Below are 14,216 nucleotides of genomic sequence, written 5' to 3' on the forward strand. Positions count from 1 at the left end.
AGACTCTATGTACAACATGACCGTGAATGGCCAGCCCTTCGGCACCGAGGTTGACGCCGAGACGCCCCTGCTGTGGGTGCTGCGCGACGAAGTGAAATTAAAAGGCACGAAGTTTGGCTGCGGCATCGGCATGTGCGGCGCTTGCACCGTGCACGTGGATGGCCGCGCCATGCGCTCGTGCATCACGCCGATTGCCGCCGTGGCCGGCTGCGCCATCACCACCATCGAAGGCCTGTCGCCCGATGGCACGCACCCCTTGCAGCGGGCGTGGCTCGCCACGCAGGCGCCCCAGTGCGGCTATTGCCAGTCGGGCCAGATCATGCAGGCGGCCACCCTGCTGAAAGACTATCCGCAGCCGACCGATGCGAATATCGACGCCGTCATGAGCGGCAACCTGTGCCGCTGCATGGCGTATGTGCGCATCCGCAAGGCCATCAAACTGGCGGCCGGCATGCAGGAGGCGCCCGGTGTTTAAGTTGCCGAAAGAAAATTCAGCTGCCCGCCCCAGTGTGCTGGGCCGGCGCGGTTTCCTGATCGCCGCCGCCGGCACGGGGTTTACCTTGGCCTTCCTGCGCGCCGACAGCTCCCTGGCCGCAGGCAAGGCGGCGCCCGTGCAGTCTAAGCAAAGCGCCGCGCCCGTGTTCGATCCCAGCATCTGGTTTGAGATCGGCCGCGACGGCATCGTTACCGTCAACATCGCCAAGGCGGAAATGGGCCAGCATATCGGCACGGCCCTGGCGCGCATCGTGGCCGAGGAGCTTGAAGCGGACTGGAGCAAAGTACGCTTGCATTACGTGGACACGGACCCGAAATGGGGCTTGATGGTGACGGGCGGCAGCTGGTCCGTCTGGCAGAATTTCGACCCGCTCAGCCGCGCCGGCGCGGCCGGGCGCCTCGCGCTGGTCGAGGAGGGCGCGCGCCTGCTGCGCGTGCCCGTGTCCGCCTGCCACGCCAGGCTGGGCGTCGTGCATGGCCGGGGGCGGTCGATCAGCTATGGCGACATCGTGCGCCGTGGCAAGCTGGCGCGCCAGTACTCGCCCGAGCAATTGAAAGCCATCGTGCTGAAGACGCCGCAGCAGCGCAGCCTGATCGGCCAGCACGTGCAGGCGCTCGACATCCCCGCGAAAATCAATGGCACGGCCATGTACGGCATCGATGCGGAAGTCGAGGGCATGCTGTTTGCGCGCCCGAAGATCCCGCCCACGCGCTACGGTTCGAAAGTGGTGTCCATCGATGATACGGCGGCCAGGAAGGTGCCGGGCTACCTGCGCAGTGTAGCCCTGCAAGACCCCAGCGGCACGGTGCCCGGCTGGGTCATGGTGGTGGCCGAAACGTATGCGGCCGCCATGCGCGCGGCCGAGCTCGTGCAAGTGAAATGGCGGGCCGGCGCGGCCGCCCACGTGGCGGAGCAGGATATTGTCAACTACGCGACCAAACAGCTGGCCGACGCGAGCCTGGGCGCCCGCGTCGTCGATGACGATGGCGTGGAGCAAGCGTTCAAGGAGGCCAGCCTGCAGCTGGAACGCCACTACACGACCAGTACCGTGTTGCATTTCCAGCTGGAACCCGTGAATGCCCTGGCGCAGGAAATCGACGGCGTCTGGCACATTCATGCGGGCAACCAGTGGCAATCGTTGATACTGCCCGTGCTGGCGCAGGCGTTGAAGGTGCCCGAGAGCCATGTCATGCTGCACACTTATCTGCTCGGTGGCGGCTTCGGCCGTCGCCTGAATGGCGATTATTGCGTGCCGGCCGCGCTGGCCGCGCAAGCCGTGGGGCGCCCCGTCAAGATGATATGCACGCGGGCCGACGACGCCCGTTTCGATTCGCCCCGTTCGCCGTCCGTGCAGCACGTGCGCATGGCGTTCGACGACACGGGCAAGGTGTCGGCGATGGTGCACGAAGCGAGCGCGGGCTGGCCCACGCAAGCGATGATCCCCGCCTTCCTGGCCAAGGATAAGCAGGGCCATCCGTATGACCCGTTCGCCATCGCCGGCGCCGACCACTGGTATTCGGTGGGTGCGCAGCGCGTGCGGGCCGTGTCGAACGACCTGGCCAACAGCAGTTTTCGCCCCGGCTGGCTGCGTTCCGTGGGGCCCGGCTGGACGAATTGGGCTGTGGAAAGTTTCATGGACGAGGCGGCGCAGGCGGCCAAGGTCGATCCGCTGGCGTTCCGTTTGTCGCTGTTGCAGGCGACGGGGCGCAATGCGGGCAGCGCGCCGAACGCCGTCGGCGGCGCCGCGCGCCTGGCTCATGTATTGCGCCGGGTGGCGGACAAGGCGGGCTGGGGTACGGCCATGCCGCCCGACACGGGCCTGGGCATTGCCGCCACGTTTGGCCAGGAACGCGATATGCCCACGTGGACGGCGTGCGTTGCCAGAGTGAAAGTGGACCGCAGCACTTGCATGGTGAAAGTCGAAAAGCTGTTCATGGTGATCGACGCGGGCAGCATCGTCGACCCCGATGGCGCGCTGGCGCAGGCGGAAGGGGGCGCCCTGTGGGGCGTGAGCATGGCCTTGCATGAAGGCACGGCTTTCCTCAACGGCCAGGTGAAGGATATCAACCTGAATACCTACACGCCGCTGCGCATGGCCGACGTGCCCGAGCTCGACATCGAATTCGTGGCCAGCACGGCAACGTCGACGGGCATGGGCGAGCCGCCCACGACGGCCGTGGCGCCGGCGATCGGCAACGCCATCTTTGCCGCCGTGGCCTCGCGCGTGCGGCATTTGCCGATCCGCCCGGAAGCCGTGCTCAAGGGGCTGGACCGGCACGGCGCCGTCTGATGGGCGCGCGTGGCGAATTTGACGTGCGCCGCGCGTGGACGGGCGCAGGCTGGTACACTGATGCTTGCCGATCAGCGTACTAGCAGCGTGATTTCAGCTTGATGTCAGCGTCATTCCAGCTCGATAGCGGAGGCAGCCATGCAAGAACAATTTGTCAGCATCACGGCCGATGAACTTCAAATGGACGGCGTGCTTGAAATGCCCGAGCGGCCCGTGGGCATCGTCCTGTTTGCCCACGGCGCGGGCGCCGATAGGGACTACCTTGGCGCTTCCAGCCACGCCACCTCCCAGGATTTTTTGCGAGCGGGCATCGCTACCCTGCGCTTCGACCAGGGCGGTATCGAGCCTGGCGGCGGCAGCAATGGCCACGCGTATTTCGTGCGCAGCGATATCGTGCTGCTCGCGCGCCAGCTGGAAAAAGCCCTGGGCTGGCTGCAAGTGGACCCGTCCACGCGGCGCTTGCCCTGCGGCCTGTATGGCTATGGCACCAGCGCGGCCGTCGTGATGCAACTGGCGGCCTGGCGCAGCGCGGAAATCGCCGCGCTGGCCGTTTGCGATGGGCAGGTGGAAATGGCGGGCAAGGCGGCGCTTGAAAACGTGCGCGTGCCGTCTCTGCTGATCGTGGGCGGACGCGACCCCGACGTGGCCGGCCTGAACCGCATGGCATTTGCCACCTTGCGCTGCGACAAGCAATTGGAACAGATCGCCGCGCCCAGCGGCCCCGACACGCGCCACCAGGCGGCGCTGCTGGCCACGGACTGGTACACGCGCCATTTCAACGGGCATACCAGTACGGCGCAGTAGCGCGGCGGATCAGGCGGCGCGCAGATTCCTCGCATGGAAGCGCACATGCTCTTCCATGAAGCTGGCGATGAAGTAATAGCCGTGGTCATAGCCAGCATGGCGGCGCAGCCGTAATGGCTGGCCGGCGTCGCGGCACGCCGCTTCGAAGACATCGGGGTGCAGTTGTTCGGGCAGGAATTTGTCGGCCAGGCCCTGGTCGATCAAGATGCCTTCGTGGAATAGCGGCGGCTGGCCCTGCAGGCCGCGCATCAGCGCGCTGGCGTCGTACTGCTGCCAGCTGGCGGCATCGCCGCCAAGGTAGCCCGTGAATGCTTTCTTGCCCCATGGACATTGGCTCGGTGCGGCGATGGGGGCGAAGGCGGACACGGAGCGGAACAGGGCCGGGTTGCGCAAGGCCAGCACCAGCGCGCCATGGCCGCCCATCGAGTGGCCGAAAATGCCCGTGCGTTGCGCATCGATCGCCAGTTCCTGCTCCAGCAGGGCGCGCAGTTCCAGCAGGTAGCTGTACATGCGGTAGTGGCTGCTCCATGGCGCCTCGGTGGCGTCCACGTAAAAGCCGGCGCCCGCGCCGAAATCCCAGGAGTCGCTTTCGCCCGCGATGTCCGCGCCACGGGGGCTGGTGTCGGGGGCGATCAGGATCAAGCCTTCCTCGGCCGCCACGCGCTGCGCGCCGCCCTTGATCATGAACGTTTCTTCCGTGCAGGTCAGGCCCGCCAGGTAAAACAGGGCGGGGCGCTTGGTAGTGACCGTGGCGCCCGGCGCCGTGTCGGGAATGAAGGCCGAGAAACGCATGGGCAAGCCGATGGCTTGCGCGTCGTGGCGATAAAAGCGTTGTACGCCGCCAAAACAGGCGTGTTCACTCAACAGTTCCAGCATGAATTCTCCTCGTTAATGCCACAGTATAGCCAGAGCGGCGCAGGGCCGGCACGGGATCAGCCCAGCATGGCCGCTAATGCAGGCAAGATGTCTTGTGCCGGGGCATCGGTCTTGAATGCCAGCAAATGGTCGGCGCGCGTCTTGCCCATGTTGATGGCGGCCGCGGGCTTGCCCGTTTCGGCCGCCATGCGGCACAGGCGAAAGCTCGAATACACCATCACGGACGAGCCCACCACCAGCAGGGCGCTGGCCGTGTGCATCTTGCTTTCGGCCTCGGCCGCACAGGCGGCGGGCACGCCATCGCCGAAAAACACCACGTCGGGCTGCAAGGTGCCACCGCAGCGGGGACAGACCGGCACGTGGAAAATGGCCAGCTGGGACGGCTCGAGCAAGGCGTCGCCATCGGGCGCCGGCGTGGCCGTGGCGCCCAGCAGTTGGGGATTGTCGCGTTCGAGTTGCTCCTGGATCAGGCGGCGCGTGTGGCGGGCCCGGCAATCGAGGCAGACGACGCCATGTATGCTGCCGTGCAACTCCGTGACGGCGGCGCTGCCGGCTTGCTGATGCAGACCATCGACGTTTTGCGTGATCAGGCCGCCTATTCTCTGGCGCTGGGCCAGTTGCGCGATGGCCAGGTGGCCGGGATTCGGCGTGGCGCGCGCCAGGGTCGGCCAGCCCACCATGCTGCGCGCCCAGTAGCGGCGGCGCACGGCTTCCTGGCGGCGAAAATCGGGCCCTTGCACGGGCGTATTGCCGCGCCGTACGCCTTCCGTGTCGCGGTATGCCGGTATGCCGGACGCCGTGCTGATGCCGGCGCCCGTCAGCAGCAACACGTCGGGATGGCGCTGCAGGAACTGGGCCAGTTGATCGAGAGCGTAGTGCTGACTGGCTGGCTGCAGGCTGGCTGAGGAAAAGTTTTGCATGATGCGCCATGCTAACCGAAAAGCATGGCGCCGTTGCACGGGACGGCGATTACTCCAGTTTCATGCCAAAACGCTGCAGCCGCGGCTGCCAATGCTCCTGGATATTGGCCGAGACAAGGATGCGCTCGGCCTTGCCGATCAGCAATGCGCGGGGCACGAAACCGAAGTAGCGCGAATCGGCGCTGTTGTCGCGGTTATCGCCCAGCATGAGGAAATGGTCGGCCGGCACCGTCACGGGGGCAAAGCTGCGGGCCGCGCCTGCGATTTGCGGCAAGACTTGGATGCGGTGCTGTTCCGTCTGGTTGCGTTCGCTGATGCGCTGCGCCGTCAGCTGGCCCACGTGGGCGATGGTTTCAGGCGCCGTGTCGAGCGCCGTGTACTGGGCGGGCTGGCCATTGATGACCAGCTGTTCATTGCGCATTTCCACCGTGTCGCCGGGCAGGGCGATGATGCGCTTGATCAGGCGTGTGCCGTCTTTCGGGGAGGAAAAGGTGACGATGTCGCCCCGTTGCGGTTCCCCCAGACGCTGCAGCACGATATCGGTGAGCGGCACTTTCAGGTTGAAGGCGAGGCGGTTGACGAAGACCACGTCGCCCTCGAGCAGGTTGGGGCGCATGGATGCCGACGGGATAGGATTCCAGTCCGCCACGGCCGTGCGGAACACGCCGAACAGCAGGAGAAACATCAAAAAACCTTTGTTGGCGCGCATCCATGTGCTCATGTCGGCTCTTTCGCTGGGCTGTGCCCGTGATGGTGAAGGGAAACGCCATGGCTGCTGGCGACCTGTTCACGATGCACGGCGAGGCTGAAGCCAGTCTTAAATAGGCGCACTGCGCAGGCAAATGGCAGGCATGGCGTGATTGCTGTTGCGTGCACGCATCACCATGCCGGTTTCAAGGATGGCGGCATGGTGACTGCGTATCGTCGCCATTGTGCAGGCGCTTGCCATGCATGTCATCCCACAGCTCACCGAGCGCCACCAGCAAGCCGCCGCCCACGAAGGGGATGGCCACCAGCCATGGAATGCTGTCGAGCCAAGGGCCCAGCACGATGGCCGAGGCCACGGCGATGACGATGGCGCTGCACCAGAAGCGGCGCGGATGCCGGAGCGTCAGCAGGTAGTGAAGATCGTTCATAAATCCTCCTTGGTGAGCATGCGGAACAGCCGGGCGGCCAGGATGCTGCTGACGGCGATGACGATGCAGCCGTCCAGGAAAAACAGCACCTTGCCCACCAGGTGCATGCCCTGCACGAGATAGGCGGGCAGCTCCTGCGCTTCCGCCCACTGTGTCATGCGCGCCAGCACGATGGCGGCGGCAAAGATGACGACGGCCAAGGCCAGCGCCAGCAGCACATGTTCGAACAGGCGTAGCCGCAGTTTCATGTAGGACTTGGCAAGGTTGGGAAGATTCCCGAACCTTGACGTTATCAGTCCATCATGGTGCGGCTTTGCGCTGTGACAAAGTCGCCCCTGATAGGATAAAAGTGGCGTTGCTGCCGGAAAAATGCGGCATCTCAGGCCATGGCTTGCGTGTTGCGCCGCTCAAAATACAGTAAGTCCGACCAGGCATTCTGGAAAAACATGGCTTGTTCCGACTTGCCATATTGATGAAAGCCGTTGCGCTGCATGACGGCGACCGAGCCCAGGTTTTGCGGCCGCGCCGTCGCTTCCAGGCGCCACAGGTCCAGCGCGCCAAACGCTTCGTCCAGCAGCAGGGCTACCACGCGCGTGGCGTAGCCGCGTCCGCCGAACCGTTCGCCGATGCGGTAACCGAGCGCTGCCTTGTTGAAATAGGGGCGCGTGACGCCCGTCAGGTTGACCCTGCCGATGATTTGCCCGTCCAGCTTGGCCAGGTACTGGTAGGCGCGGTCCTGTTCGCGTTCGCGCTGCGCCTGCTCGATGGCGGCGGCGATGGCTTCCTGGTGATAGTAGGACGGCGCGCGGGCCGTGACCCAGTGTTCAAAATACGCGCGGTTTTCCAGTTCGAAGGCCAGCAAAGCGGGAAGGTCGGCGCTGGAGGGCGGGTGCAGCTGAAGGCGGTCGAGGTCTGGCATGGGAGCGTGTCGGAAAGCGATGCGCCATTATAATCAGCTCGCGCATTGCGCCGCACACCCGTTTGAACTCAAGAAGGAGCAGCATGCTGTCCCATATCTGCCTCGGCACCAACGACTTTCCCCGCGCCTACGCTTTCTATACGGCCCTGCTGGGAGAACTCGATCTGATCGAAAAATTTCATGATACGGCCAAGCCCTGGGCGGGCTGGATGGCGCAGCAGGCGCCGCGGCCCCTGTTCGTGCTGACGGCACCGCATGACGGCTTGCCGGCCGCGCCAGGCAATGGCCAGATGACGGCCTTGCTGGCGACCAGCCGCGCGCAGGTGGACCGCTGCCACCAGGCCGTGCTGGCGCTGGGCGCCGTGTGCGAAGGGCCACCCGGTTTGCGCCCGCATTACCACGCCCATTACTATGGCGCCTACTTCCGCGACCTCGACGGCAACAAGCTGTGCGTCTGCTGCCACGCCGAAGAATGATTCAGCGCTGGCCCCAGATATCGTCTTCCGTCCAGCCCAGTTCCAGGAAATCCTGCGCCCGCTCATCCGCTTCGCCGGCGCAATAGAATTCGTCGAGCTGGGGCGGCGCGATGCGCGTGCCGGCCAGCATGGCGTGCACTTGCCCCCGGTGGTGGATCTGGTGCTGGAACAGGTGTGCCAGCAGGCGCTGGCGTGTGTCGACTTGCGGTGTATCGCGCAATATCGTCACGGGCCGCGCCAGGTCCGCATCGCACAGGCTGCGGCAATGGGCGATCAGGCGCAGGTCCGATGCGCGCTGCGCCGCATGCAGGGCCGCGCAATCGCTGAACGGTTCATCCTGTTCAAAGAAGACGTAGCAGTCGGCATGCGGCGCTTCGCCGCGCAGCTCGCGTTCGAGCGCGTCGAGATAAAACCAGTCACATGTGAGGATGTGGTTCAGGGTGAACTGGATGGTGGGAAAAAAGCTGACGCGCGTGGCCTGGAATTCGGCCTGGGTCAGCTGGCCGCACGCCTTCAGCAGGCGGTGGTTGGCCCAGGCGTTGTTGTACGCCTGGCTGGTGAGGTAGTGCGCAAGTGGATTGTTCATGATGGATCGCTTGTCGGGCAGGGCAGGGTTTTGCCATGCCACTTTAGCATGTTGCGGCAGATGGACAAAGCGCTCACGCCAGCCGCACCAGCGCTGCCATCATCAAGTAAAATCGTGGGGCGGATTGCGCGATAGTGATGCAGATAGGGCTTGGATAGCAAAATGGGCTGGATAGGAAAATTACTGAACGGCGGCGACGAAAAAAACAAGCCTGCGGCAGTCTCGGCAGCGGCAGCGGCGGCTGCCGAAGCGGCACGGCAGCCAGCCACCATCACTGAAATCGATGCCATGTACTACCGCTGGCTGGCGGCCGCGAGTGCGGCGCAGGCTCCGGAGCAGACTGAACAGCAGATTCTGGACGAGCTGGCGCGCCTGGTCCGTGAACCGATCGCTGGCGCTGCGCTGGTACCGCGCATTCCAGCCATCATTCCGCAGTTGATGCGTACCTTGCAAGATGAAAACATGAGCGCGGCCAAGCTGTCGGCCCAGCTGGCCCAGGACGTGCTGCTGGTCGCCGAGGTCTACCGCGAAGCGAACCGGCCCTGCTATCAGTCACGCTATAACGCCAGCCCTTCGATCAACAATATGGACGGCGCCATCATGCTGCTCGGGCAAAACGGCATGCGCATGCTGCTCGCCCGTGTTGCCTTCCGCCCCATCGTCAGCATGCAAAGCGGCGGGCTGACTGTGCGCACGGCACCGCTGATCTGGCGTCAGTCCGAGAAATGTGCGCTGGCGGCCAGCCTCGTCGCGCCGGCCATGCATGCCAACGCCTTCGACGCCTATCTCGCGGGACTGATGGCCAACGTCGGCCTGGTGGTGGCGTTCCGGCTGATCGACCAGATGCATGCGCCCGATGTCTTCCCGCAATCGGACGCCTTCATTGCCCAGGTGTTTGCGCAAGCGCGCATCCTGTCGGTGCGGATCGCCGAATTGTGGGAGTTTCCCCAGTCCGTGACCCGCGCGATCGGGCAGGTGGGGCAAGCCGATGCCGATCCGCAGGCGCAAGCGCTGGCGCTGGGTGAGCGCTTGAGCAAGCTGCGCATGCTGGCCGATACGGGCCGCTTCCCCGCCGACGATCCTTTCGTGACGAGCGGACTCGACAAGAACGCCCTGCTGGCGTTTGGCAAACTGGCCGACGACGAGGACTGATGGCAACCGCGTGCAGCTGATATCACTCAGCGCGCAAAATACAGTTCGTGCAGGTGCTCGAGGTCGACGTCAAGCGCCGCCTGCGACAGCGCCACTTTACCGCTTTGCATCAGGTAGACGTGATCGGCCACGCCGACGGCGCGTGCCGTGTTCTGTTCCACGAGGATGATGGTGCGCTTGCCGTCGTTCAGGCGCGCGAGAATCTCGAACAGCTCGTTGACCACCAGCGGCGCCAGGCCCAGCGAAGGTTCGTCGATGATCAGGAGCGACGGGTCCGACATCAATCCCCGCGCCATCGCCAGCATTTGCGCCTCGCCGCCGGAGAGCGATCCGGCCAGCTGCTTGCGCCGTTCGTGCAGGCGCGGGAACATGGCGTAGGCTTCGGCCAGGCGCGCCGGCATGTGGCTGCGGTGCTCCTTCGGAAATGCGCCCATGATCAGGTTTTCTTCCACGCTCATGTCGCGGAACGTCATGCGCCCTTCGGGTATCATCGTCACTCTCGCGTCGCTCATCTTCCATGTCGGCGTGCCGTTGATGGACTGGCCGTCGAGCGCGATGCTGCCCGCGCCGACCGGCAGCAAGCCCATGATGGCGCGCAGCAGGGTCGTCTTGCCGGCCCCGTTCGGGCCGATGATGGTAGTCAGCTTGCCCTTCTGGATAGCCAGCGACACATCCCACAGCACATTGATGGCGCCATAGCCGGCGCGCAGGTTTTCAACTTTAAGCATGGGCTGCCCCCGTATAGCTTTCGATGACGGCCGGATCGCGGAAGACGGCATCGGGCGTGCCGTCGGCGATCAGCTGGCCAAAATTGAGCACGGCCACGCGCTGGCACAGATTGCTGATGGTCTCGATATCGTGCTCGATCATGACGATGCCCACGCCAAAGGCCGCGTGCAAGTCCTTCAGCATGCCCATGAAGCGGCGCTTGCCGTTCGTTTCCAGACCCGCCAGCACTTCATCGAGCAGCAGCAGTTTCGGGTTCGTCGCCAGCGCCTTGGCCACTTCCAGCGCTTTCAATTCCGTCAGCGCCAGTTCGCTGGCCGCGTCGCGCCCGGCCTTGTCAAGCAGGCTCGTGAAATCGAGGATTTCATCGATCTTGCGCATGTCGACCTTGCCCGTGCCGAAGCGCTGCGCCACGACGAGGTTTTCGCGCACCGTCAATTCATGCATCGGTTGCGGGATCTGAAAGGTACGCCCCAGTCCCAGGCGCGCGCGCTGGTACATGGGCGTGGCCATGATGTCGCGTCCTTCGAAGCGGATGCTGCCGCTGGTGGGGCGCACGAGGCCCGAGATCGCATTGAACAGGGTGGTCTTGCCGGCGCCATTCGCGCCCACGAGGCCGATCACGTCATGGCTGGCCACTTTCAACGTGACGGAATCGACGGCCGTCAGGCCGCCAAAGCGCACGGACACATTATCGAGTTCAAGCATGTGCTTTCTCCTTTGCTTTGAACATTTTGCGTAGTAGCGGCAGCAAGCCGTTCGGGCTGAAGACGATCATCGCCACTAGCAGCACGCCCAGCACCAGCTGGTGGCCCGTGGGGATCAGCGACTTGAAAATGAGCTGGTCGACCAGGTAGACCACCACGGCACCCAGCACGGGGCCGAGTATCGTGCGGTAGCCGCCGAAGATGGCCGCCACGATGGGCAAGGTCACCCACAGGCTGTTGAAGGCGTAGTCCGGTTCCAGGAAGTTGATGTAGTGGGCGTTGAAGGCGCCGAACAGGCCCGCCATGAACGCCGACACGAGCAGCATCGCGCCTTTCAGCAAGGTGCTGTTGACGCCGACGACGCGCGTGGCGTCTTCGCTGTCGTGCATGGCGCGCAGGGCGATGCCGTAATGGCTGGCGCGGATGCGGCTGTAGGCAAATGCGCATGCCACCACCAAGGTCAGTACGACCAGGTAGGCGCCCGTCTTGCTGGCCAGATCGAAGCCCAAGACGGTGGGCAAGGTGGGAATATTGTTGATGCCGCCGGCGCCGCCCGTCACCGAACTCCATTCCGTGGCCAGGATGCGGAAGATGTGGGCGTAGGCGAGGATGGCCAGCGCAAAATACGGCCCGCGCAAGCGCAGCACGGGCAGCATGATGACGGCGGCGATGGCCGCCCCCGCGCCGCCCAGCAGCATGGCGGCAAACACGGGCAAGCCCAGTTTCACGGTGGCCAGCGCGGAGACATACGCGCCCACGCCGAAAAACGCCGCATGGCCGAAGCTGACCATGCCGCCCAAGTTACCGAGCAGGGCCCAGGACATGGCCACGCCGCCGATGATCAGGGCCGCCACCACCATGCTCATCACGTACTGGTTGGTGCCCAGGGCCAGCGGCACGGCAATATAGGCGGCCAGCAGCAGGCCCGCCGTGGAAATCAAAGTCGAGCGCTTCATCCGCGCCTCCGTTGTGCGCCGAACAAGCCGTTCGGCATGATGAACAGCACCAGCAGGAACAGCACCATGCCCGACAATTCCTGCAGCGCGGAGCTGGCCAGGGTGACGGTCAGCGCTTCGGCCACGCCCAGCAGCACGGCGGCCAGCAGCACGCCGGGAATCGAGCCGATGCCGGCCAATACCGTGATGATGAAGGCTTTCACCGTCAGCGCGCCGCCGTAGGCAGGCTGGATCACGCCATAGCTGAACAGGGCGACGCCGGCGAAGGCGGCCAGGATGCCGGCGACCAGAAAGGACACGAGTTCCGTGCGGCCCGGGTCGATGCCCATCAGCTTGGCCGCGTCGCGGTTGCTGGAGACGGCGCGCACGGCGCGGCCATACCAGCTGGTCGACAGCCAGCGCCACAGGGCCGCCATCAGCACCAGGCTGACGCCAAAGAAAATCACTTCGCTGCGCATGCTGAAAAACGGGCCGATTTCAAAACCTTCCTGCAGCCAGCTCGACGACGTCGAACGGATGTCCGCCTTCCATACGAGCAGGATGAAATTGGTGAGGATCACGCCGATGCCGTAGGTGAGGATCAGCGAATTGATTTCGCGGTCTTTCTTGATGCGGCTGACGATCAGGTACACGCCGACGGACGTCAGGCTGACGATCACCAGCGCGATGGGAATGGCGAACATGGGGCCGAGCCCAAGCCCGGATTCCACGCTGTAGGCGATGTAGGCGGCCAGCAGCACCAGTTCGCCGTGCGCCAGATTGATCACTTTCATGGTGCCGAAGACCAGCGCCAGTCCCAGTGCGATCAGGGCGTAGGAGCCGCCCTGCAGCAAGCCAGAATACAGGGCTTGCAAGATTAATTCTGTCATGTCGTCATCCCGTCAGGCCACCCTGGCGCATCGCGAAGCATGCGCCAGGGTGGCCGTTCATCGGTGCGCGTCCGTGCGGGCGCGCGCGTGTGCAGCGGGAGGCTGCCGTTTACCAGGGTAGGGCTGGATAGGCCAGCTTGCCCGTCGCGTGTTCCTTAGGCCAGACGATGACCACTTTCTTGTCCTGGTGCTGCGCCATGCGGTGCACGAAGTTCTGGTTGTCGCCATTGGCGGCAAACTGCACGCGGCCGATCAGCGTTTCGCGGTCCGTCTTGCGCATCTCGTCGGCCACGCCGCCTTTCTTGATGGTGCCCTTGTCGGCCGCGCGCGCGATCGCTTCGAACAGCAGCATCGATTGCACATAGCCGAACTGGCCCAGGTAGTCCGGCTCCTTCTTGTACAGCTGCTTGTAGGCGTCGCTGAAGGCCTTGCCGTCGGCCGTCTTGAATTCCGTGGGGAAGGGCAGCAGTGCCGTGCCGAACACGTTCGGCATCAGGTCGGGAAAGTCGGCCGCCATTTTCGGCGTGGCCAGCGACCACACGCCCACCATGGCCTTGATCTTCGGTTTCAGCACGCGCGCGGCGCGGATGATGCCCACGTAATCGTTTTCGTAGCCGACCATGGCCACGACTTCCGATTTGTCCTGCAGCTTGATCTTGTTGATGATGGGCTTGAAGTCGGTAATGGCCGGGTCGAACGAGTGCGTCGTCACTTTCACGCCCTTGGCGGCCAGGGCTTTTTCCACGTCTTTCGCCAGGCCCGTGGTGGCGTCCTTGGTCGAATACACGATGGAGACGGACTTGGCGCCCACGTCCTGCAGCAATCCCAGCATGGCTTTTTCGTAGCCTGCCGTGTTATTGATGCGGAAAAAATTCTTGCGCCCGCTGGTCACCAGGCTGTCGTCCACGCCGCCCGAAGTGATGTAGACGAGGCCCAGTTTATTCGCCGTGTCCGAGGCGGGCGAGATATTGTTCGAGCCGTAGCCGCCCGTGATGGCCACCACGCCCTGGCTGGCCAGCTTTTCCACGGCGGCGATGGCCTTGGCGGGGGCCGATTCGTCGTCGACGGTGATGATCTTGATCGTGTGCTTGCCGTTGGTCTTGTTGAATACCTCGGCCGCGACCATGATCCCTTCCTGCATGCCGGCGCCGACGCGCGCCAGGTTGCCCGTCAGCGGGATTTCCGCGCCGACCAGGAATTCGTCGGCGCTGGCGTTTGCCATCCAGGCGCTGGCAACCAGCGCTGCCATGGCGATGCGTGTGTAAGTGCGTTTCATCGTGTCTCCTCCGGTGATGTGGCTTGG

The 14,216-nt window shown here is 64.4% G+C and carries 17 protein-coding genes; 5 read left to right on the forward strand and 12 right to left on the reverse strand.

Annotated features, from left to right (window positions below):
• Positions 1–7 precede the first annotated feature (7 nt).
• The 3 genes from JAB6_RS20620 (at position 8) to JAB6_RS20630 (ending at position 3,590) form a co-directional block, all read left to right on the forward strand.
• A complete protein-coding gene (locus JAB6_RS20620) occupies positions 8–475 on the forward strand; it encodes a (2Fe-2S)-binding protein (protein WP_034757277.1) in 468 nt (155 codons plus the stop codon).
• Positions 468–2,786, forward strand: a complete 2,319-nt coding sequence (locus JAB6_RS20625) for a xanthine dehydrogenase family protein molybdopterin-binding subunit (protein WP_070304321.1) — start codon at positions 468–470, stop codon at positions 2,784–2,786. The genes JAB6_RS20620 and JAB6_RS20625 overlap by 8 nt, the downstream gene beginning before the upstream one ends.
• A 138-nt stretch (positions 2,787–2,924) precedes the next feature.
• Positions 2,925–3,590, forward strand: a complete 666-nt coding sequence (locus JAB6_RS20630; RefSeq protein WP_070304322.1) for a dienelactone hydrolase family protein — start codon at positions 2,925–2,927, stop codon at positions 3,588–3,590.
• A 9-nt stretch (positions 3,591–3,599) separates the two neighbouring features.
• Here JAB6_RS20630 and fghA read toward each other — a convergent pair whose 3' ends face one another.
• The 6 genes from fghA to JAB6_RS20660 all read right to left on the reverse strand — a co-directional run bounded on the left by fghA (position 3,600) and on the right by JAB6_RS20660 (position 7,441).
• Positions 3,600–4,466, reverse strand: coding sequence for an S-formylglutathione hydrolase (fghA, locus tag JAB6_RS20635; protein WP_070304323.1), 867 nt, complete (start codon positions 4,464–4,466; stop codon positions 3,600–3,602).
• A 56-nt stretch (positions 4,467–4,522) separates the two neighbouring features.
• Complete coding sequence (locus tag JAB6_RS20640; protein ID WP_070304324.1) at positions 4,523–5,386, reverse strand: NAD-dependent protein deacetylase; 864 nt, start codon at positions 5,384–5,386, stop codon at positions 4,523–4,525.
• Between the two features lie 49 nt (positions 5,387–5,435).
• Positions 5,436–6,107 carry a signal peptidase I gene (gene lepB / locus JAB6_RS20645; protein WP_070304325.1) on the reverse strand — a complete coding sequence of 224 codons (672 nt, stop codon included), beginning with the start codon at positions 6,105–6,107 and terminating at the stop codon, positions 5,436–5,438.
• Between the two features lie 172 nt (positions 6,108–6,279).
• Positions 6,280–6,522 carry a hypothetical protein gene (locus JAB6_RS20650; RefSeq protein ID WP_070304326.1) on the reverse strand — a complete coding sequence of 81 codons (243 nt, stop codon included), beginning with the start codon at positions 6,520–6,522 and terminating at the stop codon, positions 6,280–6,282.
• Positions 6,519–6,770, reverse strand: coding sequence for a hypothetical protein (locus JAB6_RS20655; RefSeq protein WP_070304327.1), 252 nt, complete (start codon positions 6,768–6,770; stop codon positions 6,519–6,521). Before JAB6_RS20655 ends, JAB6_RS20650 begins: the two co-directional genes overlap by 4 nt.
• A 131-nt stretch (positions 6,771–6,901) precedes the next feature.
• Positions 6,902–7,441, reverse strand: a complete 540-nt coding sequence (locus tag JAB6_RS20660; protein WP_070304328.1) for a GNAT family N-acetyltransferase — start codon at positions 7,439–7,441, stop codon at positions 6,902–6,904.
• Positions 7,442–7,524: 83 nt separating this feature from the next.
• Between JAB6_RS20660 and JAB6_RS20665 the strand changes: the two genes are divergently transcribed.
• Positions 7,525–7,917, forward strand: coding sequence for a VOC family protein (locus JAB6_RS20665; protein ID WP_070304329.1), 393 nt, complete (start codon positions 7,525–7,527; stop codon positions 7,915–7,917).
• Position 7,918: 1 nt separating this feature from the next.
• Here JAB6_RS20665 and JAB6_RS20670 read toward each other — a convergent pair whose 3' ends face one another.
• Positions 7,919–8,503 carry a DinB family protein gene (locus JAB6_RS20670; RefSeq protein ID WP_070304330.1) on the reverse strand — a complete coding sequence of 195 codons (585 nt, stop codon included), beginning with the start codon at positions 8,501–8,503 and terminating at the stop codon, positions 7,919–7,921.
• A 150-nt stretch (positions 8,504–8,653) separates the two neighbouring features.
• Between JAB6_RS20670 and JAB6_RS20675 the strand changes: the two genes are divergently transcribed.
• Positions 8,654–9,655 carry an HDOD domain-containing protein gene (locus JAB6_RS20675; protein ID WP_254671719.1) on the forward strand — a complete coding sequence of 334 codons (1,002 nt, stop codon included), beginning with the start codon at positions 8,654–8,656 and terminating at the stop codon, positions 9,653–9,655.
• 26 nt (positions 9,656–9,681) lie between these two features.
• Here JAB6_RS20675 and JAB6_RS20680 read toward each other — a convergent pair whose 3' ends face one another.
• The 5 genes from JAB6_RS20680 to JAB6_RS20700 form a co-directional block, all read right to left on the reverse strand.
• Positions 9,682–10,383: an ABC transporter ATP-binding protein gene (locus JAB6_RS20680; protein WP_070304332.1), complete on the reverse strand. Its 702-nt coding sequence runs from the start codon at positions 10,381–10,383 to the stop codon at positions 9,682–9,684.
• Positions 10,376–11,089: an ABC transporter ATP-binding protein gene (locus JAB6_RS20685; protein WP_034757316.1), complete on the reverse strand. Its 714-nt coding sequence runs from the start codon at positions 11,087–11,089 to the stop codon at positions 10,376–10,378. The genes JAB6_RS20680 and JAB6_RS20685 overlap by 8 nt, the downstream gene beginning before the upstream one ends.
• Positions 11,082–12,044 (reverse strand): branched-chain amino acid ABC transporter permease, encoded by a 963-nt coding sequence (locus tag JAB6_RS20690; RefSeq protein WP_070304333.1) that lies wholly within the window; start codon positions 12,042–12,044, stop codon positions 11,082–11,084. The genes JAB6_RS20685 and JAB6_RS20690 overlap by 8 nt, the downstream gene beginning before the upstream one ends.
• Complete coding sequence (locus tag JAB6_RS20695; protein ID WP_035817692.1) at positions 12,041–12,913, reverse strand: branched-chain amino acid ABC transporter permease; 873 nt, start codon at positions 12,911–12,913, stop codon at positions 12,041–12,043. Before JAB6_RS20695 ends, JAB6_RS20690 begins: the two co-directional genes overlap by 4 nt.
• 109 nt (positions 12,914–13,022) lie before the next feature.
• Positions 13,023–14,189, reverse strand: coding sequence for an ABC transporter substrate-binding protein (locus JAB6_RS20700; protein ID WP_034757328.1), 1,167 nt, complete (start codon positions 14,187–14,189; stop codon positions 13,023–13,025).
• Between the last annotated feature and the right edge of the window lie 27 nt (positions 14,190–14,216).

This window comes from Janthinobacterium sp. HH104 (assembly GCF_001758715.1).
GTDB classification, from domain to species: Bacteria; Pseudomonadota; Gammaproteobacteria; order Burkholderiales; family Burkholderiaceae_D; genus Janthinobacterium; species Janthinobacterium aestuarii.

Bases quoted from the DNA above. Each gene is read 5' to 3' on its own strand.
- JAB6_RS20620 (WP_034757277.1), top strand. From the start codon at position 8: ATGTACAACATGACCGTGAATGGCCAGCCCTTCGGCACCGAGGTTGAC.
- JAB6_RS20630 (WP_070304322.1), top strand. From the start codon at position 2,925: ATGCAAGAACAATTTGTCAGCATCACGGCCGATGAACTTCAAATGGAC.
- fghA (WP_070304323.1), bottom strand. From the start codon at position 4,466: ATGCTGGAACTGTTGAGTGAACACGCCTGTTTTGGCGGCGTACAACGC.
- JAB6_RS20640 (WP_070304324.1), bottom strand. From the start codon at position 5,386: ATGCAAAACTTTTCCTCAGCCAGCCTGCAGCCAGCCAGTCAGCACTAC.
- lepB (WP_070304325.1), bottom strand. From the start codon at position 6,107: ATGAGCACATGGATGCGCGCCAACAAAGGTTTTTTGATGTTTCTCCTG.
- JAB6_RS20650 (WP_070304326.1), bottom strand. From the start codon at position 6,522: ATGAACGATCTTCACTACCTGCTGACGCTCCGGCATCCGCGCCGCTTC.
- JAB6_RS20655 (WP_070304327.1), bottom strand. From the start codon at position 6,770: ATGAAACTGCGGCTACGCCTGTTCGAACATGTGCTGCTGGCGCTGGCC.
- JAB6_RS20660 (WP_070304328.1), bottom strand. From the start codon at position 7,441: ATGCCAGACCTCGACCGCCTTCAGCTGCACCCGCCCTCCAGCGCCGAC.
- JAB6_RS20665 (WP_070304329.1), top strand. From the start codon at position 7,525: ATGCTGTCCCATATCTGCCTCGGCACCAACGACTTTCCCCGCGCCTAC.
- JAB6_RS20670 (WP_070304330.1), bottom strand. From the start codon at position 8,503: ATGAACAATCCACTTGCGCACTACCTCACCAGCCAGGCGTACAACAAC.
- JAB6_RS20680 (WP_070304332.1), bottom strand. From the start codon at position 10,383: ATGCTTAAAGTTGAAAACCTGCGCGCCGGCTATGGCGCCATCAATGTG.
- JAB6_RS20685 (WP_034757316.1), bottom strand. From the start codon at position 11,089: ATGCTTGAACTCGATAATGTGTCCGTGCGCTTTGGCGGCCTGACGGCC.
- JAB6_RS20690 (WP_070304333.1), bottom strand. From the start codon at position 12,044: ATGAAGCGCTCGACTTTGATTTCCACGGCGGGCCTGCTGCTGGCCGCC.
- JAB6_RS20695 (WP_035817692.1), bottom strand. From the start codon at position 12,913: ATGACAGAATTAATCTTGCAAGCCCTGTATTCTGGCTTGCTGCAGGGC.
- JAB6_RS20700 (WP_034757328.1), bottom strand. From the start codon at position 14,189: ATGAAACGCACTTACACACGCATCGCCATGGCAGCGCTGGTTGCCAGC.